At 43.3% G+C, this 18,948-nt stretch carries 15 protein-coding genes; 5 read left to right on the top strand and 10 right to left on the bottom strand.

The features are described from left to right. Window positions 1-27: 27 nt before the first annotated feature. From VMW01_03390 to VMW01_03360, 7 genes are all read right to left on the bottom strand, one after another. Window positions 28-1,494, bottom strand: a complete 1,467-nt coding sequence (locus VMW01_03390) for an EF-hand domain-containing protein (GenBank protein HUW05284.1) — start codon at window positions 1,492-1,494, stop codon at window positions 28-30. Between the two features lie 11 nt (window positions 1,495-1,505). Further along, window positions 1,506-2,888 carry an SPOR domain-containing protein gene (locus VMW01_03385; protein HUW05283.1) on the bottom strand — a complete coding sequence of 461 codons (1,383 nt, stop codon included), beginning with the start codon at window positions 2,886-2,888 and terminating at the stop codon, window positions 1,506-1,508. A gap of 307 nt (window positions 2,889-3,195) precedes the next feature. After that, window positions 3,196-4,866, bottom strand: a complete 1,671-nt coding sequence (locus VMW01_03380) for a hypothetical protein (protein HUW05282.1) — start codon at window positions 4,864-4,866, stop codon at window positions 3,196-3,198. A gap of 90 nt (window positions 4,867-4,956) precedes the next feature. Next, window positions 4,957-7,806: an excinuclease ABC subunit UvrA gene (gene uvrA, locus VMW01_03375; protein HUW05281.1), complete on the bottom strand. Its 2,850-nt coding sequence runs from the start codon at window positions 7,804-7,806 to the stop codon at window positions 4,957-4,959. An 18-nt stretch (window positions 7,807-7,824) separates the two neighbouring features. Continuing rightward, complete coding sequence (locus VMW01_03370; GenBank protein ID HUW05280.1) at window positions 7,825-8,772, bottom strand: lytic transglycosylase domain-containing protein; 948 nt, start codon at window positions 8,770-8,772, stop codon at window positions 7,825-7,827. Window positions 8,773-9,010: 238 nt separating this feature from the next. Then, window positions 9,011-10,126 (bottom strand): pyridoxal phosphate-dependent aminotransferase, encoded by a 1,116-nt coding sequence (locus VMW01_03365; protein HUW05279.1) that lies wholly within the window; start codon window positions 10,124-10,126, stop codon window positions 9,011-9,013. Between the two features lie 340 nt (window positions 10,127-10,466). Then, entirely contained in the window at window positions 10,467-10,712 is a 246-nt protein-coding gene (locus VMW01_03360; GenBank protein ID HUW05278.1) for a hypothetical protein, read from the bottom strand. Between the two features lie 324 nt (window positions 10,713-11,036). Between VMW01_03360 and VMW01_03355 the strand changes: the two genes are divergently transcribed. The 3 genes from VMW01_03355 to VMW01_03345 are packed head-to-tail and all read left to right on the top strand — an operon-like array spanning window position 11,037 to window position 13,646. Then, a complete protein-coding gene (locus tag VMW01_03355) occupies window positions 11,037-11,618 on the top strand; it encodes a YceI family protein (protein HUW05277.1) in 582 nt (193 codons plus the stop codon). A 50-nt stretch (window positions 11,619-11,668) separates the two neighbouring features. Continuing rightward, the gene (locus tag VMW01_03350) at window positions 11,669-12,985 is read left to right on the top strand and encodes a hypothetical protein (protein ID HUW05276.1); all 1,317 of its coding nucleotides are present in this window, start codon (window positions 11,669-11,671) and stop codon (window positions 12,983-12,985) included. 55 nt (window positions 12,986-13,040) lie between these two features. Continuing rightward, window positions 13,041-13,646: a YceI family protein gene (locus tag VMW01_03345; GenBank protein HUW05275.1), complete on the top strand. Its 606-nt coding sequence runs from the start codon at window positions 13,041-13,043 to the stop codon at window positions 13,644-13,646. 17 nt (window positions 13,647-13,663) lie between these two features. Here the strand turns inward: VMW01_03345 and VMW01_03340 are convergent, their stop codons facing one another. The 3 genes from VMW01_03340 to VMW01_03330 form a co-directional block, all read right to left on the bottom strand. Next, the gene (locus VMW01_03340) at window positions 13,664-14,260 is read right to left on the bottom strand and encodes a hypothetical protein (protein HUW05274.1); all 597 of its coding nucleotides are present in this window, start codon (window positions 14,258-14,260) and stop codon (window positions 13,664-13,666) included. Window positions 14,261-14,411: 151 nt separating this feature from the next. Then, window positions 14,412-16,082, bottom strand: coding sequence for a formate--tetrahydrofolate ligase (locus VMW01_03335; protein HUW05273.1), 1,671 nt, complete (start codon window positions 16,080-16,082; stop codon window positions 14,412-14,414). Between the two features lie 51 nt (window positions 16,083-16,133). Continuing rightward, window positions 16,134-17,141 (bottom strand): hypothetical protein, encoded by a 1,008-nt coding sequence (locus tag VMW01_03330; protein ID HUW05272.1) that lies wholly within the window; start codon window positions 17,139-17,141, stop codon window positions 16,134-16,136. A gap of 220 nt (window positions 17,142-17,361) precedes the next feature. Between VMW01_03330 and VMW01_03325 the strand changes: the two genes are divergently transcribed. Further along, window positions 17,362-18,015 (top strand): porin family protein, encoded by a 654-nt coding sequence (locus VMW01_03325; GenBank protein HUW05271.1) that lies wholly within the window; start codon window positions 17,362-17,364, stop codon window positions 18,013-18,015. Between the two features lie 13 nt (window positions 18,016-18,028). Continuing rightward, on the top strand, window positions 18,029-18,948 hold a 920-nt coding region (locus VMW01_03320), incomplete at its 3' end, for a nitrilase-related carbon-nitrogen hydrolase (protein ID HUW05270.1).

The following is an 18,948-nucleotide window of genomic DNA, read 5'->3' as shown; positions in this document are numbered from 1 at the left end:
GGCTATTTCAATTATATTATGGCTTGGTTACTGCTGATCGAAGAAGAATTCGTTCAGCTCGTAAATGTCATCTGTTTTCAACTTGGAATCGCCGTCGAAGAATTTATTTATCTCATTCATCATCTCGTTATAATCGATGTAGCCATCGCCGTTGGTATCTATGGACTTGAACTTTTCGGGCACAACACCGGGTTCAAACTTCACCGAACGTGTCCATATCTTATTAACAGGAAGGGTGATGGCCTTATCACGGTTTACGGCAAGCCCTTCAACGTTATACTTCGCAAATGACGAATCGCTTAAGGTGACCCCATTATCATCAACCATGGCACCCCTAGGGGTATTTGGCTCCTTGTCAAGATAGTCAGGAACTCCATCCTTATCCGAATCAAGTGGGCAACCCACTGAATCGACAGCCACGCGGAGCGGTGTATCTGGACATTGATCAAACAAATCGAGAACACCATCTACGTCAGCATCAGAAATGGCATCATAGTCAAAATCATCAACCATTTTGAAGAGGTCGGTAACCTTCTTGGTTTCCGGATCGGAGAAGAGGTCGAGGTGAATCGATACGTAGGTGTAGGTAAACATATCATTCCGACCATTGCTCTTGAGTCCAACCATGTTTTTTGCAGCTTTGGCATCCACATTGTCGAGTAAGTCGCTAAAGGTATAGGTCAGCGAGGTGCCTACTCTTACGTTAATACGGTAGTTCAGAAAAAAGTCGAGACCAAAGTCCATGGGGATGGAAAGCGCAGTTTGCTGGGAGTTTTTAGACCCATAAAGATTAGCCTTCTGCAGATTAGTTTCGTATGACCCATCCATTTGGATAATCTTCGAAGTTGGCGCCAATGGGGACGTTTGGGCTATGTTGCGAATAGTACCATCGCTCCAAAAGTAGTAGGGCACTTGAGTACCCGATTCTGAATCGAAATGGGTAAGATTCCCCATAGCTGTATACTGAAAAGGGGCAATCCCAATGGAGATAAACGGACGAAATGTGCGGTCAAGAACCTTCAACTTAGTACCCTTTTTTACCTTAACACCCTTCCAGCGAAAGAGAGAACCAAAGTTATACTCGATATTTATTCCAAACTGGGTAAAGTTAGTGTTGAAACTGGTGTTACCGACAAAGCCGGGGTTGTCGCGCTGCAGCTGGTAAGACATCTGCCTATCGAACCCCTGCAAATTACCAATAAGGGCAAAAAAATTCAACTTATAATCTTGCGTTTTGCCCAAGGGAACCATAACGCTTACGCGATAAGCAGGAGTTCCCACTAGCAGATTGCCATGGCTATTGTTTACATCGCCGTAGAAGTTTAGAACACCAACGCCAAACCCAACAACAGGCCTGTAAACGGGGTCGATTACCTCTACCTCTGTGGTTAAGTATGATTCCCAGTTGATAAGCTCGTCGTCCTGAGCCTTGAGCGATGGAATTACTACCAAAGCAAAGAGTGCAAAAATAAGTCCCTTCCTAAATGACCTCATTGGAAACTCCTTTATTTGTACCATTTATGGTTAGTAATCATCAATGCCTCCTGAACGGTAATGCGTTTGCCATTATTGTAAGCAGCTACAAATGCGTCATCGATAGGCGTGGTTGCCCACAATTTACTTCTATAGTCATGAGCATCTTTATACACGTAGAATGATCCCACCGAATACTTGTACCATCCATCATGCTGCTCGGTACGAACCTCCGCGTCGAGCTTATACTTTCTAAAGTAGCGCTTAATGTTTACCAACTTGTGACCAGCGGCAATTTGCACACGGTAGTATACGCCCTTCTCCGGCTCTAGGGTATACGACATGTTCGCCTCTGATGATGAAGCCGTTGGTGAGATATGCTGCTTGCGATCCTGCTCAGCCATTTTTTCAGCGCCAACATACTTTATGGGAATTTCGACTCCACCAGACGCATCGGGAGTGTAGCTATTACTTACATTATCCTGCCTTTCGGTAGTTCCTGAAGTAGTGTGCGCAAGAGCTTCCAACTGCTGCGCAGTTAAGGTGCGTAGGTTGGTTGATTTTTGTGCAATATCTATAACCTGAGTGGCATCGTTTTGGATGAACGAGAATGTACCTTTTAGCGCCAATTCTTTAGGGCCAACTCCATCTTCGGGAACCAACCGGTAGCTAACCACAAAGGATTGCTCGGGTGGCAATGTCATCCACAGAAATTTAGCTTTCTGATCCTTAAAGGTGAATATACCATCCTTGCTATCAATGGATTCTGCCTTAAATCCCTCGGGTATATCCTCCTCTATCTTAGCAAACTTATCGGCAGTTCCTTTGCTTACAAGAATGTTAACGATATAGTCGTTGCTCTGCCCCTCAAGATAAGGTTCCTGACGAATTGCAGCAACGTTAGCACTGCCAGCAGCAAGCAATTTAGAGGTAGCCATTTGCTGGTAGTCGTTAATATCAACCAACATTTTGGGATCGATACTTGGGTCGGGCACTATGGCCAGTAGCTGATCAGTAGCCAGCACCTCTTTGCGCTCGTTATCCTCAATGTAGGAGAACTTGCCGTTGAGTTTAAAGTTACCTGTAAGCCTATCGTTGACTTTGACCTTGTATCGTATGGTAACGGTGGATTGGCTAGGCAACCGGAGCCAAACAAATCGAACCTTTTGGTCTTTAAATGAAAAGTCGGCATTGGAGGCATCCACCACTTGTGCTGAAAGGCCTGCAGGAAGGTCCTGCTGAAATCGTGCAAAGCTGCTAACGTCGCCCTTGTCTAGGGTAACCTCAACTTCAAATTCCTTCCCTGCATTAACCTCTTTTGGAGCAACCATATTAAGACTGACGCTTCCTGAGAAAAGCAAGTTAAGAAGGAACAGGCCTAGCATGTTTAAAAGAAGCACAAGCGACTTAATCATAGAGCTGCCAATATGCGAATTTGTAACTTATAGCAAATTAATGAAAAATGTAGCAGAAAAATATACAATGCCTGAAAAAATTAATAAATGCAGAGATTAAAAATATGAAAATTACTCTCCATATTAATTATCAATCTGTATTTCTGATCGTTAGAATAATTCATAAAAATGTCAATATTATTGCAATAATCAGCAACAATTCTGATTTTAAGCAACTTTTGAGCCTGTTATAAAAAGAAAATGGCAAAGAACACTATCATTGCTTTCGCCATTTGCACAGAGAACCTCACTATTTTACCCTGTGAAGTTACTTATAGGAGAAACTACTTCCACCTAAAAATTCTCTAATAATTGAGGTAGGCGGTATTTCATTGTCGTCGATGGGCACAAAATTCTCAAGGAAAGTCAGAAGCCGTTCTGCTTCAGCGAACTCTTTTACGGTGGTGGGAACCTCTCTTAGCACTGGCTCGGCATACCGCTTAAGCACGCCAAGCTCAAATATCAGGGAGGAGTTAAACATGATATCGGCCTCCTCCTGAAAGGGAAAAATGTTCTTGTCCTCACCTCGGCGAACGCTCTCCCATCGGCTAATGGTGTTAAGGGCAGAATATCCTCGGTAACGAAAATCACGAATTATCCTGCGAATCAGCCGGTTGTCCGTGGTAGGTATACGATTATGCCCATCAATAGAAAGGCTGGTAAGCGCCGAGACGTAAATTTTGAACTTCCTTTCATCCGATATTAGGTGAGTAAGAAGAGGATTCAGGGCATGAATTCCCTCTATAAGTAGCACCGTTTTATCGTCAATTTTGAGTTTTGTGCCGTCAAAGAAACGTTTCCCGTTCTCAAACGAAAACTTAGGAACATCTATCTCCTTTCCCGAAAGCAAGTTGAGCAAATCAGAATTAAAATATTCAATATCGAGAGCATCAACTGATTCAAAATCGTAATCGCCGTTTTCATCGAGTGGTGTATGCTCCCTATCCACAAAATAGTTGTCGAGGGAGATGGTCACCGGTTTTAGTCCAGAAACAAGCAGCTGTATTGCCAGCCGCTTTGCAAAGGTTGTTTTCCCTGATGAAGAGGGGCCGGAAATAAGGACAACCTTAACATTCTCCCTACGAGTGTATATCTCATCAGCAATGTGCGCCACCTTTTTTTCGTGCAGCGCCTCACCTACCTTAATTAATTCATCACCCTTTCCTGACAACACCATCTTGTTTATGGAACCGATTGAGCTTACTCCTAGGATATCAATCCATCGCTTGTATTCCCGAAAAATCTCAAACATCTTATCCTGCAGAATAAGGTCTTCCATCTCCTCAGGATTGCTGCGCTTGGGCACCATTAGCAACATGCCATCGTAGTACTTTACCAGATCAAACTTCTTTAGATAGCCCGTAGAAGGAACCATGCAACCATAGAAGTAATCCATGCGGTCATCGAGGAAGTAAACGGTGGTGTACAAATGTGGCCGGGTCTCTAGAAGCACTGCCTTCTCGGTGTAACCCTGATTTTTGTAATAGCTTTGAACCTCAGTGGTAAGCTTTTCCTCGCTCGTAAAGGGTATATCCCGATTGATTAACTCCCTCATTCTATCGCCAATGGTGAAAGCTAGCGAAAGAGGAATGCTTCCCTCAAAACCCTCTATCTCACAGTAAAATCCCCTAGAAACAGAATGCTCCACAGAGAGTCGCTTACCTGGTAATACATCACGTATAGCCTTTTCGAGTACAAAAAAAAGCGAACGCTGATACATTCGTATACCGGCAGGGTGTGCAATATCGAAAAAGAAGACCGTTTTGGGGTTGAAAACTTGGTAATCAAGCTCATGAATCTGGTTGTTTACCATTGCACCCAAGATGGGATTAGCCAATGTAATGTTTTGGTCAGCAGCAATTTCCATTAGGGTAACTCCAGGGGTATAGAGCTTCTTAGCATGGTTATTCTCACAGATAACCTCAACCATTTTCACCATAGGATTCTTCTAATTACTTAATAATTCATTGCAAAAGTTAAACACCTTCCTCCAATAATTTATGGAAAATGAGAATTTGCATACCAGCAACTAATGAGGCAAATAACTTTTTAAAAACTTGGCCGTGTAACTTTGGGAATTATTTATGAGTTCCTCGGGCGTTCCAGTAAACAAAATCTCGCCCCCACCTGCACCGCCTTCTAACCCCATATCAATAATGTAGTCGGCCATTTTAACCACATCGAGGTTATGCTCTATTACGATAACGGTATTTCCCTTATTCACCAAGCGACTAAGCACATCCATCAGCACCCGAACATCCTCAAAATGCAAACCAGTTGTTGGCTCGTCAAGGATGTAAAGCGTTTTGCCGGTATCCTTTCGGGCCAACTCAGCCGCCAGCTTCACTCGCTGCGACTCCCCACCCGAAAGCGTTGTGGAGGGCTGTCCAAGTGTAATATAGCCTAGGCCAACCTCCTGTATTGTCTTCAGCTTATGGTATATGGTTGGCATTGGTTCAAAAAACTCAACTGCGGCATTAATGGTCATGTCTAGCACATCCGAAATGGATTTTCCGCGGTATTTAACCTCCAAGGTTTCCCGATTGTAGCGCTTGCTACGGCAAATTTTGCACTCCACGTAAACATCTGGAAGAAAATTCATTTCGATGGTTTGAACGCCAGCACCACCGCATTCCTCACACCGGCCCCCCTTTACGTTGAAGCTAAACCGCCCAGCTTTGTAGCCACGAATTTTTGCTTCAGGGGTCATCTCAAATAGCTTTCGGATGTCGGAGAAAACACCAGTATAGGTTGCCGGATTAGAACGTGGCGTTCTACCTAGTGGTGATTGGGTTACCTCAATTACCTTGTCAATATTTTTTATCCCTTCTATCGACTCGTATGGCAGCGGCTCCTTTAATGAGCGGTAAAAGAACTTGCTCAAAATGGGCTGCAAAGTTTCGTTTACCAACGACGATTTTCCGCTTCCCGAAACTCCAGTAATGCAGATAAGCTTACCTAAAGGAATTTCCACCCTAACATTCTTTAGGTTATGACCAGTGGCACCCTTAAGTATAATAGACTTTCCATTCCCCTGCCTTCTTTCGGAGGGAACAGGTATTTGAAGCGTTCGATTCAGATATTTTGCTGTGAGGGAATCAGATTTTAATATCTCTTCAGGTGTCCCCTGAGCCACGATATTTCCACCACGCCGGCCGGCATGCGGTCCTAAGTCAACAACAAAATCGGCTGAGCGAATCATATCCTCATCGTGCTCAACTACGATCACCGAATTGCCAGCATCCCTGAGCTGCTTAAGTGACTCTATCAGCCTATGGTTGTCACGCTGGTGAAGTCCAATGCTAGGCTCATCTAGTATGTAGAGCACATTGACCAACTTGCTTCCAATTTGAGTAGCCAACCTAATACGCTGGCTCTCTCCACCGGAAAGGCTTTGTGCGCTGCGGTTTAAAGCGAGGTAACTTAATCCAACATCATTTAAGAAACGTAAACGTTCACGAATCTCCTTCAAAATTTCCTTGGCAATCGCCTTTTGCTTGGTATTCAACCTCTTTTCCACATTGCTAAACCAATGCAAGAGGGTATCTAGGTCCATACTGCTGAGCTCCGCAATGTTCTTTTCGGCAATCTTAAAGAAGAGTGCCTCCTTACGTAAACGTGCACCTTTACATTCTGGACAAACCGTAAAGCGTAGATATTGGTCCGCACCATTCTTAGCCCGTGCAGGTTCTTCATCATCGGCTCCTAGGTAATCCAGAACGCCAGTAAAACTCATCTGGTAGGTAGTATTTACCCCTTGAACAGGTGACTTAACGCGAAACGGCTCTTCCGAGCCATAAAGTATAATGTTGATGGCCTCCTCTGGTATTGCCTCGATCGGATCTTCTAGGCTGAAGCCAAACTTGCTAGCAATAGCCTCCAACTGCCAAAATATGAGCGTGCTTTTGTAGGTTCCCAGCGGTTTTATTCCACCCTTCTTAATACTTATTGATGTATCGGGTATTAGTGCCTCCACGTGTGCCTCAGTTACTGTTCCAAGTCCGTTACAACGGGGACAAGCCCCCTGAGGGCTGTTGAAAGAAAAGCTATGAGGCGCAGGTTCATTGTAGGAAATACCTGTGGTTGGGCACATTAAATGCCGACTAAAGTAGCGTTGCTCATTCGAGTCCATATCGAGCACCACAATGGTGCCCTCTCCCTGACGCATAGCCGCTTGAACCGATTCCTTTAATCGCTTGATATCTAAGTTCGAGACTGGCAGCTTATCGACAAGCAACTCAATGAAGTGAACCTTATATCGGTCGAGCTTCATCCCCGCCTTCAACTCTTGAATGGTCCCATCGACCCGAACATAAATAAAACCTTTTCGCCGAAGATGCTCAAAAAGTTCCTTATAATGACCCTTACGTCCTTTTACTAGAGGCGCTAATATTCCAACACGCTTACCATCAAATTTCTCCTCAATGAGGCTAAGTATTTGGTCGTCGGTGTACTTCACCATTGCCTCCCCTGTTTCATAGGAATAAGCTATGGATGCTCGTGCATAGAGCAAACGAAGAAAATCGTATATCTCAGTAATGGTACCAACCGTGGAGCGAGGGTTTTTGTTGGTGGTTTTTTGCTCAATGGAGATAACGGGACTTAACCCTGTTATTTTATCGACATCGGGCCGCTCCATGCTGCCCAGAAACTGTCGGGCATACGCCGAAAATGTTTCAAAATAGCGGCGCTGACCTTCGGCGTAAATAGTATCAAAAGCCAAGGATGATTTTCCGCTGCCACTCAATCCTGTTATTACCGTAAGCTTATGGCGCGGTATGGATACGTCTATATTGCGCAGGTTATGTTCCCTTGCCCCATAAACGTTAATCCAATCCTCCTCTGCAAAAATTATTTCGTTCGAATCGTGCTTTTTCAAGGTCAAAATATTATACCCCTAATTCTGTTTAATATAAGGATTGGTGCGGTAACCCTTCACCGGAATTTTGATAGTATATGTCTTATGTTTCGGATTTGGCAAGTAGCTCTCCCGTAACCAAGGGTTGAAATACTTCAACATTTTGTAGTTGGTCCCTTCCTTGGTGGCAAAATCGGCAATGCGTGTAATGCTGGTATCCACTTTTACCTCTGTATACCTCAATGGTGGATACAAATCTGTGCTATCCATAGCAAACCCATAGGCTGTTGGGTTCTCAAAGATAAGTTTGAGTGCCAAGATTCTAAATACATATCTACCAGTCTCGTCACCTAGGGTTAAATCGTAGTAGTAGCGCGTGCCCTGTCTGTCAATTTGCTTAAGCATTCCTGCCCTGCCAAAATTATAGGCAGCGGCGGCCATTGTCCAGCTTCCCAAAAGATCCTTCGATTTTTTTAAATAGGAACAGGCTGCCAACGTTGCTTTTTCAATATCGTAACGCTCGTCCACCTCTGGGGTCACCTCCAACCCCTCCTCCTTCGCGGAAGACTCCAGTAGCTGCCACATTCCCACCGCCTTCAAAGGCGATACCAGCTGTTGTAAGCCGCTCTCGGCTAGTGCCAAATACTTAAAATCGTCAGGAATCCCCTCCTTTTTTAGAATGGGCTCAATTACCGGAAAATATCTACCAGATAGTTTCAGTAGGTAAATGGTTTGCGAATGCCAGTATGAGTTAACGAGCATCTCCCTATCCAGGCTCTCGCGGGTATCAAAATTTTCAAGAGGAACCCGTTCTCCAGCAAAGTATAGCGTGTCGGGTAAGCCAACCAACTTTATGTCTTGAAAGGCTTTGATTGCGTGTGTATTTCCAGAATGGCTTGTCCCGCAATTTTCAAAGCCAACCATTAAACTTGCCAGCCCTCCAGCAATGGCCACTGCTAGCAGTGTAAGTGAAATTTTTTTTAACATGATTCCCCCACAATTATATCCCAAACACTAAACAATTGTTAATTGTTTTTCCCTCGGAATTGTTTAAAATTAAGTGACGCAAGTTAGGAAAATGCGGGTAACCACTTGCTACACTTGTGATGATATACAGCATAACCTTCCTTTTGTTCACCAAACTTTAGCAATTGAGAACTCCAAAAACAAAAACCCTGCATGACCCAAAAGGGCTCAAGCAGAGCTTTATCCCTTGCTGCCACTATTAATTTCGGGCAGGAATGGTATCGAAGTAGGATACCAATTCTTTGTGGGGTACCGAAATACAAATTCGAGCATATTTTGCAGCCTCCTCCTTACGTGATTTAGTAAAGAAGCTAAGCGACACCGAACCAATGTAATAGCGAAGCAGCTCCTCCTCGCTCATATCTACTACGGCAAAGATTCCCTCCGGAACGCTGGACTTATAAAAGTCTTCAGCCAAGAAACCTTTCTTGCGGAGATACTCAACATTCTTTTTTATATCAGTAACTGTAGCTTCCCTAAAGGCCTTTACTGCCGTTTTTCCTAAATCAGAGCTTAGCAGCTTGAGCACCAATATTTGGCTGAACGCATTAATTCCATTGGTTGCATACATTAACCGCACGGCTACTTCTGCATTGAACTCCTCGTTGTTGGAGTGTAAAAAACCTATTCGTTGACCACTTAAACCAACGCTCTTGCTGAAACTTTCAACAATAATTACATTCTCAAGTGGAAGAAGTCGTTGGTAAAAATCATCGGTGGCATCGAAGAAGATTCTTCGATATGGGCTATCGAAGAACACGATTGTTCCATTATCGTTGAGCTTTTTTACCAGAGTAAAAAGTTTCTCATCGTCATACTTCTCTCCAAGTGGATTACCCGGATCACCAATCACCACCGCGCTATTTTTTAACTCCGGCAACATCGTTTCAAGTTCAACAAAGCTGGCATATTCACCCACCTGCTTATGCCTTATGGTCATTATGTGAAAATAGGCACCCCAGTAATAAACTGGAAGTACAATTTTTTCAACATCAACGGTTTGAAAAGCAAGGTCAAGAGCGCTCATGCCTCCACCTGTAATGAAAATTTTGCTGGGATTGCTTTTGCCCGCAAAAAACTCCTCGTTGATGACTGCACGAAGATCCAACCGGCCCTGTGCTGGCGGATAGGTTTGCAACTCGCTGCTGTTGAAATCGATGGTTTTAACAACCTCCTTGAGATCGATGTTTACCACCGAGGGAACTCCTCTATTAAGGAGCAGGTGCTGTTTACCAGTCTCCTTGCTAAGCTGACGCAACTTCTCACCTATGCTCACTATGGCCGACAAACGGGCACCACTCTTATTTATCTTCATGATTAGAAAGTTAACTATTTACGGGGGCCAAAGTTCGTCTTTTTTTTCAGTTTTGCGAATACATTTGATTAATCTATTCCTATGGCAACCAGAAATTACACTCAAAAAAATGGTTTGGAAATCCAAACCACACCGCAAGTTAAACTCCGCACAATATGCTTTTGTGGAATCTTCGATTCCATAAGGAAAACAATTTTATTTTGTTTGCTTAGTGCCCCGCAAACTGATTTGAAATGTGCTCACAGAGGTCCAAACGAAATTTTGAAGAAATTGCATTTACTATACAAACCCACCCAAAGGGGGATGAATGGCAACGTTCCCACAAATTAGAAAAAAAAACTTAGTAAATGAACTTTTCCTTTTTCATTCTGGCTTCTACCTCATCTAAGGTCATAATCGAATTTGGCAATACGTAGTCTGGGCATTTTCCAAACTTGCCAGCAACAATAAATCGCTTGCATTGAGTCCATCTCTTTTCGCCTGCATTACAAAAGAGGCTTCTGTAAGTTTCAGCATATTCTGGCTTGCTAAGCAGGTTGTTGTTGAAAAGTTTACAGTCAGCAGTTTTAGGACATGAAGTATTCATAGTCGTAATATTTAAATTGAACATTTCTCCTTATCAAATTTAATAGTAAAAACATTTATGCTGACCATTTCACAAAAGCAAATATTTTCCGTTGGTCAACTTTTTTTGTCAATTATGGGGGAAAAAATAATCAGCGTTACCTCATCCTTACTAGATTACTGATTACGTGAATGTTGTGTTAATTAATTAGCAGAACATACGCTGGTTTTACCTCCTGACCATACTCCTTTTGTCAAAAAAGTGTTGGAAATGAAATAAAATTCGAACTATTTTGCGACTCAATCGGTATAGTCTATAGATTTTATATACTTTAAATTTAAGAACATGAATAAAAAATTTGCGCTCCTATTTGTAGCGTGCCTTACACTACTTTCCGTACAAGGCATTGGACAGGTTGCTTACAATCTCAAAAGCTTTAAAGTGGTGATAAGCGGCACCTCCAACCTTCATGACTGGACGGCTGATGTCACTAAGATGCAAATTAACAGCAGCATGGATGTTACCAGCAATAAATTTGCTGGCATTAGCAGCGCCACTGTAGTTGTTGATGCAAATGCTATTGATGGTTCAGAGGGCAGCATTATGGATGGAAAAATCAGGGATGCCTTAAAGGCAGAGCAATTTCCCAAAATAACCTTTCAGCTTACCTCTCCAATCAAGGTTCAACCCACTAGCGGAGAAACTTCAGCAACCATTACTGGGAAACTAACCATTGGCGGTACCACCCTTCCCGTAACCATGATGGTGAATACAACAATATTGCCATCGGGAGAAATTCAAATTAAGGGAGCTCAGAAAATCAGAATGACCTCCTTCAAACTTGCTCCTCCTACAGCCATGTTTGGTGCCCTAAAAACGGGCGATGATGTGGTTGTTACCTATACGCTAGTTCTTAAAAAAGTTTAATAACCGAGGCAATATAGCCTCATAATGCTAACACCTAACCAAGTATTATTATGAAAAATGCTCTTTTAAAAGTTGGATTTGGCCTATTTTTATCAGCCACCTCCTTTTCACTTTTTGCGCAGCAGCCACACATTGCCAATATGCGCAACAATGACCAAACCGGCATCAATGTTTTTGAAACTACAAAACAGGATACTGCCAAGTTTGAAGGAATGAAAGTTAGGGTTGGAGGTAACTTCAGCCAGTCATATCAGAGCTTAATGCACAGCAACAGCGCAACGCCAAATGTAGTGGGTGGTGTGGACCTAAATGCACTAACTCCACTTAGTGATGGTTTTAATACCGCAACGGCTAACCTAAACTTCGATGTTCAGCTAGCAGATGGAGTAAGGTTAAATCTCGTTTCCTACCTCTCCTCCCGACACCACAACGAAACTTGGGTAAAGGGTGGTTACCTCCAATTTGACAAGCTTCCGTTCCTTCACAGTGGCTTCATTGACAACATCATGAAGTTCACAACCATTAGGGCTGGTCACATGGAGATTAACTACGGTGATGCTCACTTCCGCCGTAGCGACAACGGCAACACCATCTACAACCCATTCATTGAGAGCTATATCATGGATGCTTTCACCACTGAAATTGGTGGCGACATTATGGTAAGAAACAATGGCATGTTTGGTGTATTCGGTGTAACTGGTGGTGAAATCAAGGGTGACGTTACCAGGCCAGTGGTAACTGCCACTGACGATAAGGCTAAAAGAAGCCCATCCTTCATTGGCAAGCTCGGTTATGACAAGCAGCTAACCGACCAATTCCGGCTACGTGTTTCGGGCTCAGTTTACACCACTGCTAGCTCAGCAAGCAACACCCTTTATAGCGGCGACCGCGCAGGTTCGCACTACTTCTTGGTAATGGAAAACAACAACGTTACCACTGCAACCCGTGCTTCTGGCCGTTTAGACCCAGGATTTTCCGACAAGGTAACCTCCTTCATGGGTAATATCTTTTTGAAATATAATGGCTTAGAGTTTTTTGGTACCTATGAGACCGCAACAGGAAGAGTTAGAACTGAAACTTCACAACGTACTGTTAGCCAATATGCTGGCGATGTTGTGTATCGCTTTGGCAGTGCCGAAAACTTCTATGTTGGTGCCCGTTATAACAAGGCATTTGGAAAGTTAGCTGGTATCACCAATAGTATTTCAATTGACAGGACTGCATTAAGTGCAGGTTGGTTCCTAACGAAGAATATCATGATGAAGGGCGAGTATGTTGTTCAGAACTACAACGATTTCCCAACTACCGATATTCGTTCAAACGGTCAATTCCACGGCGTTGTTTTTGAAGCCGCAGTAGCATTCTAATTAATTCATAACTCCCCACAGGAGCCTCCTCTTCTGTGGGGATTTTTTCACACCAATGTTCATTAACATACTAGCAGCGGTATTTTGGCTTTTTAATATAAATAGCACCACTGAGGCAAGACTTCAATACCATATTGTAGAGCCCAGTAGGCTTACTATTGCGGGAAGCAGCAACGTCAATAACTTTGAATGTACCTCCTCTTCCAACTTTAATGATGGATCCGCCATTATTGTTTCCCATGAAAATGGTCGTTCTCTGCAATTTTCAAATGCCTCCATCAACCTTAAAATCAAATCGTTCGACTGCAAAAACAATCTTTTAAATCGGGACTTTTATCGAACCCTGAATGCTGACACCAACCCCACTATCCGTATTGAATTGCAGCAAATTGAAACCTCTAGTACAGCAACATCGGGTAAGTGGAACAAATTTAAGTCTAAGGTTACCATAACCCTCAATAAAGTAAGTAAGGACATAAACTTGGACTTGTCTGGATGCCAGTATCAAGTGGGAGATTACCATGTTTGTGGTTCTACAGAACTTCACATGTCCGATTTTGGAATTAAGCCACCTACCACCATGCTTGGGCTCATTCAGGTAGAAAATAAAATAACCATCGACTTTGATCTATTCCTCCAAACAAGTCCCACAATTCAGTAACCTACCCAGGTTCCCACTTACCTAGCCATCTCCTTAATCTCCTCCATCTTATCCATTACCGACTTAATCATCAATAATCGCTGATTAATATTGATAAGTCTTACCTTCACCTTCATTGACCTTACTATTGAAAGTTCCTCGTCCTTAAGACTATTAAGTTTTCTCAACAATTCAACCTTCAGCACTACGAATGAGATCGCCTGAAGAATGTTCTCATAAATAAAGCGTTTGTCAGAATTCCTCTCCACACCATTCACCATTGCCAGCAACGATTGGTTGCGGTTTTTAACTTGCCCCTGCTTACGCAACTTTTCGTATAGCTGAAGGTTTGGCGCAGCCTGCTCCTTATAGAACACTCCCTCCGCCACATCGGTATGTAACATCCGAAGCAAACTCTGCAACTTGGGATGGTTAACCGTTACCGAATCGAACTCACTAAAGTTAATGGTTTGAAGAACCTCAAGGTTTCCAACTACCTCCAAATACAACACCCGGAGGAAAGTGGTAGTATCCTGCTTAATAGTCTTATACTTTTCAATCTTACTTAAAAGTTGATCGATAAAAGTTGTTGACTCATTTAAGATTGAGGTTCCGGTCTTGATAGCTTCCAGCATTGGATTATGGTTTAGTGGTGGTTAGATTTTGAACCTAAGGTAAGAAATGTGTCCCGTTTTGCAAAAACGAAACAACTTACAGCAACCGCCTAAAACAAAAGAGCTGGGTGATTCCCAACTCTTCTGTACCTATTCATCGAAGAATTTGATTTTAGAACAATCCAATAATGTTGCCATTGTTGTCGATGTCGATTCTCTCTGAAGCAGGGGTTTCAGGCAAACCTGGCATTCGCATAATTTCTCCGGTAATGGGAACAATAAAGCCAGCACCTGAGGCAATTTCAACCTCGCGAACAGTAACCACAAAATCTTTGGGTCTACCGAGCAATTCGGGATTATCGGAAAGTGATTTTTGCGTTTTTGCTATGCACACAGGTAGCTTATCCAAACCTAAGGCAACAATCTTCTTTAGGCTCGATTTTGCCTTAGAAGTATAGTCCACCGCTTCGGCACCGTATATTTTCTTAGCAATGGTTTCAATTTTCCTTTCAATGCTCCAATCCCAATCGTATAGTGGCAAAAACTTTCCGGTACATAGTTCTGCTGTTCGTGCAACCTTCTCGGCCAAGTCGATAGCGCCTTCACCTCCTTTTGCCCACACATCGGCCACGGCTACCTGTGCACCTTTGCTTTTGCAGAAATCCGATACCAGGGCAATCTCCTCCTCAGTGTCGGTTAAAAACCGATTGATGGCCACAACGGGACAAACATTAAACAACTTCATATTTTCGATATGCTTCTCTAGGTTAACCATGCCAGCTTGAAGAGCAACCAAATCGGGTTCCTTAAGTTCAGAAAGAGGCTTCTTTCCATGATATTTTATTGCCCTAATGGTAGCAACTAGCACTACCGCATGAGGCGAAAGGCCAGCATAGCGGCACTTGATATCGAGAAATTTCTCTGCGCCTAAGTCGAAGCCGAACCCCGCTTCTGTAACCACATACTCTGAAAACGTGAGACCCATTTTAGTGGCAATTACCGAATTGGTTCCCTGAGCAATATTGGCAAATGGTCCACCATGAATAATTGCAGGAGTACCCTCGATGGTCTGAACTAGGTTAGGCTTAATAGCATCCTTGAGCAACGCGGCCATGGCTCCATTTACCTTCAAGTCGCGAGCAAAAATAGGCTTCTTATCGAAGGTGTAACCAATGAAAATGTTACCTAACCGTTCTTTTAAATCATTCAAGTCGCTGGCTAGGCAGAGGATGGCCATCACCTCCGAGGCAGCTGTAATATCGAACCCTGTCTCCCGAGGAACGCCGGAGGTGGTTCCACCCAACCCTACTATTACCTTGCGCAATGAGCGGTCGTTCATGTCCATCACCCGTTTCCACGACACTGTTCGTGGATCGATGCCTAAGTTGTTTGTTTTATTCTGAATGTTGTTATCGATGATGGCAGCAAGAAGGTTATGGGCTTTTTCAATTGCAGCAAAGTCACCCGTAAAATGAAGGTTAATATCCTCCATGGGCAATACTTGGCTATATCCACCGCCTGTGGCGCCCCCCTTAATGCCAAACACTGGTCCAAGCGACGGCTCGCGTAGCACAACAGTTGCTCTTTTGCCTATTCGGTTAAGCCCCTGCGACAATCCTATCGAAACGGTAGTTTTTCCCTCTCCCGCTGGAGTTGGTGAAATTGCTGACACCAGCACAAGTTTAGCTGCTTGTACCTTCTCCTCATTTATCAGATGCAGCGGAAGCTTTGCTTTGAATTTACCATAATGTTCAAGTTCATCTACAGGAACACCCAGCCTGTCGGCAATTTCCGAGATATGTTTCATCTTAATCTCCTGAGCAATTTCAATATCCGTCTTCATAGTGAGGTATAGTTTATGAATGATGGTAGCGCGGGTAACTATCCAACCTACCTATTGTGGTCGATATTTTGCATTCTGAAAGATACGTTGCTCGTCGGTAGTGGCCATGAGCTGCGCAAGTGAAACATTTTTATTGTGCTGCATATAGCTTTCCACAATATTATAACCAATCCATACGGCAGCCCTGCCAGGAGCTTCGTGTGAGAAATCGACGGTAAAAGGTGCCTCGCTCACAAACTTTGCTGCCATAAACTGATCGGTAGAGAACAAAAGTTTTCGCTCGATAAGGGTGGTCCACATCCACTTTTCGTTATTGCTGCACCACTTCATCTGCTCAGGCGAATAGCCAAAAAGAGTGCTATCTGGAATATTTGGGAGCATCTGTGCTGTAAGGTACAAAATTTTGCCCTCATAAACCATTCTTGAAACTAGGTTGTTGACCGAATCGCGATAGGGAAAATCGCCCATTATCCAACCACGCATTGCATCAACTGGTAACCTTTCGGGGGTGAAGTTATAAACCAAATACCTTGGAAAATCAAGCTCCTTATAAACCTTATTTTCGCGTCCTAGATATTTGTCGAGTCCAATGGCTAACACGCTATCGGTTAGGGTGATTGACTGGTTGAATCCCGAAATATAAGTCAGCACGTGAGGAATGACCTTCTTGGGAAACACGGTGTGGTAACGGCTGAAGGCTGCTGAAAGTTTATTCTGAAGCTCGTCCAAATTGGGATACACCTTCTGACACGTCTCGTAGGCCTTATTCACGGCAAAATCGTGAACAAACTTGTTCATCATTGCTCCAAACTGCATTTGGTATGGAGAACCTAGCCCAACCATATCTTCGGTATAAAGGCTAACGAATGAGCCGTATTTTTTTTCAAGAACAGGTAGTGCGGTGGCAAGACTATCTGTATTTACTGCAAAGAAGTCCTGATCGAATCGCTCAATAGTGATGTGCTCCTGCTCTGTAGGCTCTATAGACCTGCGAGAAGATCGACTTCCACACGACGCAAGCGCCAAGGCAAAAAGCACCAAAAGTAAACTAAAACGCATATGCTAAGTATTCTAAAATTTCCTTCAAAGATAAGGGTATTGCAAATATACCTCTGTTAAACGTCGTTAATAAAAGCCCAATCAAAAAATCAAAATAACAAATATGCTTTTCAATTTTGGTTACCTTTGTGGAAGAAAATGCAAATTTGCCTATTAAATAGTAGCAAGTCCATGCATTTTTAAAGAACTGAGAAACAAGATCAAATAAAAAAGGACTACTATGAAAAGAACATACCTTATTGTGCTGCTTCTTTCTATTTCCTTCGCCTCGTTTGCCCAAGAATACCGATTTGGGATTTTTGCAGATCCCCAGTTCTCCTGGTTAAAAACCGACAACAATAAGCTCAACTCCGATGGAGTTCGCACCAACTTTAACGTTGGAATGGTTATGGAGAAATATTTCGCCAAACGATATGCCTTCCTGAGTGGGGTATCGCTGAGTGGCTTGGGTGGTCAGCTTACCTATAAAGAACCAGTAACCATCTCAACCGCTGATTCCTTATATCATTTGGCTGCTGGAACTGGTGTTATGTATAAACTCCAGTATTTGGATGTTCCCATCGGGCTAAAGTTCTGCACCAACGAAATTGGCTACTTCACCTACTATGCTCACATCGGCTTTACAGGTCATATTTTGGTGAGATCCAGAGTGGATATAGATAAGGCGGGCGTTTCGGACGAAAATGTTAAGGATGAGGTAAACTTCTTTACAGCAAGCTATCAAATTGGTGCAGGGGCCGAGTACTCATTGGGTGGCAGCGCTGCACTCCAACTTGGTGTAACCTACTCCAACGGCATCATCGATGTGCTCAAATCGTCACAATATAACGCCGTAAACAGCTGCGTTTCGATACGCGTTGGAATAATGTTCTAATCTCCTTTTTTACATGAGAATTGCTCTTTACCAGCTTAACTACACCATAAACAACATTGACGGTAATCTTCAACAAATAAGGCAAGCGCTAGCCGAAGCCGAAAAAAATAAAGTTGACCTTGCCGTTTTTTCTGAGCTGAGCATTTGCGGCTATCCACCGCAAGATTTGCTGGAACGAGAGGATTTTGTGGAGCAATGTCGCCAAGCCATTAATTCCCTTGCAGCGGATTGCAAAACAATTGCAGCAATTGTTGGTGGGCCAACCATTAACCCAGCAGGCTCTGGCAAGCAGCTCTTCAATTCTGCCTTTTTTCTTTCCGAAGGTCGTATTACCGATATCCACCATAAAGGGTTGCTTCCCACCTACGACATATTCGATGAGTACCGTTACTTTGAACCATGCAAAGAGTTCCATACTACTAGCTATAAAGGTCAGAAGTTGGCTATAACCATTTGCGAAGATTTATGGGACGACCAACCGGTAACCACGCGCTTTGGCAAGTCTAGGCTCTACCCCATCTCTCCCATGGAAGCACTCTCTTCACAAAGTCCTGACATCATTATTAACATTGCTGCCTCGCCCTTCTCTTACGATATAAGCCATCGTAGGCAAGAAGTTTTTTTGAATAATGTTAAGCGTTATAATCTTCCGGTTATTTACGTAAATCAGGTTGGAGCCAATACCGATCTTGTATTCGATGGCTCCTCAATGGTGGTAAACAGCATTGGGGAAGTTGTTCATCAGCTGAAGTCCTTTTCCAACGACTCCCTTACCATAGACACAGAAGAACTTGATGCAATGCCGCCCATACCTCTGAATCACGATAACCGCATTGAGAAAATATACAGCGCGCTGGTTTTGGGCATTCGGGATTACTTCTCCAAAATGGGATTTAAAAAAGCAACGCTTGGACTATCTGGAGGGATTGACTC

This window comes from Williamwhitmania sp. (genome assembly GCA_035529935.1).
Taxonomy (GTDB): domain Bacteria; phylum Bacteroidota; class Bacteroidia; order Bacteroidales; family Williamwhitmaniaceae; genus Williamwhitmania.
This window is presented reverse-complemented; position numbering and strand designations above follow the sequence as displayed.

Coding starts and splice junctions, on each gene's coding strand:
- VMW01_03390 (HUW05284.1), bottom strand. CDS start 1,494: ATGAGGTCATTTAGGAAGGGACTTATTTTTGCACTCTTTGCTTTGGTA.
- VMW01_03385 (HUW05283.1), bottom strand. CDS start 2,888: ATGATTAAGTCGCTTGTGCTTCTTTTAAACATGCTAGGCCTGTTCCTT.
- VMW01_03380 (HUW05282.1), bottom strand. CDS start 4,866: ATGGTGAAAATGGTTGAGGTTATCTGTGAGAATAACCATGCTAAGAAG.
- VMW01_03370 (HUW05280.1), bottom strand. CDS start 8,772: ATGTTAAAAAAAATTTCACTTACACTGCTAGCAGTGGCCATTGCTGGA.
- VMW01_03365 (HUW05279.1), bottom strand. CDS start 10,126: ATGAAGATAAATAAGAGTGGTGCCCGTTTGTCGGCCATAGTGAGCATA.
- VMW01_03360 (HUW05278.1), bottom strand. CDS start 10,712: ATGAATACTTCATGTCCTAAAACTGCTGACTGTAAACTTTTCAACAAC.
- VMW01_03355 (HUW05277.1), top strand. CDS start 11,037: ATGAATAAAAAATTTGCGCTCCTATTTGTAGCGTGCCTTACACTACTT.
- VMW01_03350 (HUW05276.1), top strand. CDS start 11,669: ATGAAAAATGCTCTTTTAAAAGTTGGATTTGGCCTATTTTTATCAGCC.
- VMW01_03345 (HUW05275.1), top strand. CDS start 13,041: ATGTTCATTAACATACTAGCAGCGGTATTTTGGCTTTTTAATATAAAT.
- VMW01_03340 (HUW05274.1), bottom strand. CDS start 14,260: ATGCTGGAAGCTATCAAGACCGGAACCTCAATCTTAAATGAGTCAACA.
- VMW01_03335 (HUW05273.1), bottom strand. CDS start 16,082: ATGAAGACGGATATTGAAATTGCTCAGGAGATTAAGATGAAACATATC.
- VMW01_03330 (HUW05272.1), bottom strand. CDS start 17,141: ATGCGTTTTAGTTTACTTTTGGTGCTTTTTGCCTTGGCGCTTGCGTCG.
- VMW01_03325 (HUW05271.1), top strand. CDS start 17,362: ATGAAAAGAACATACCTTATTGTGCTGCTTCTTTCTATTTCCTTCGCC.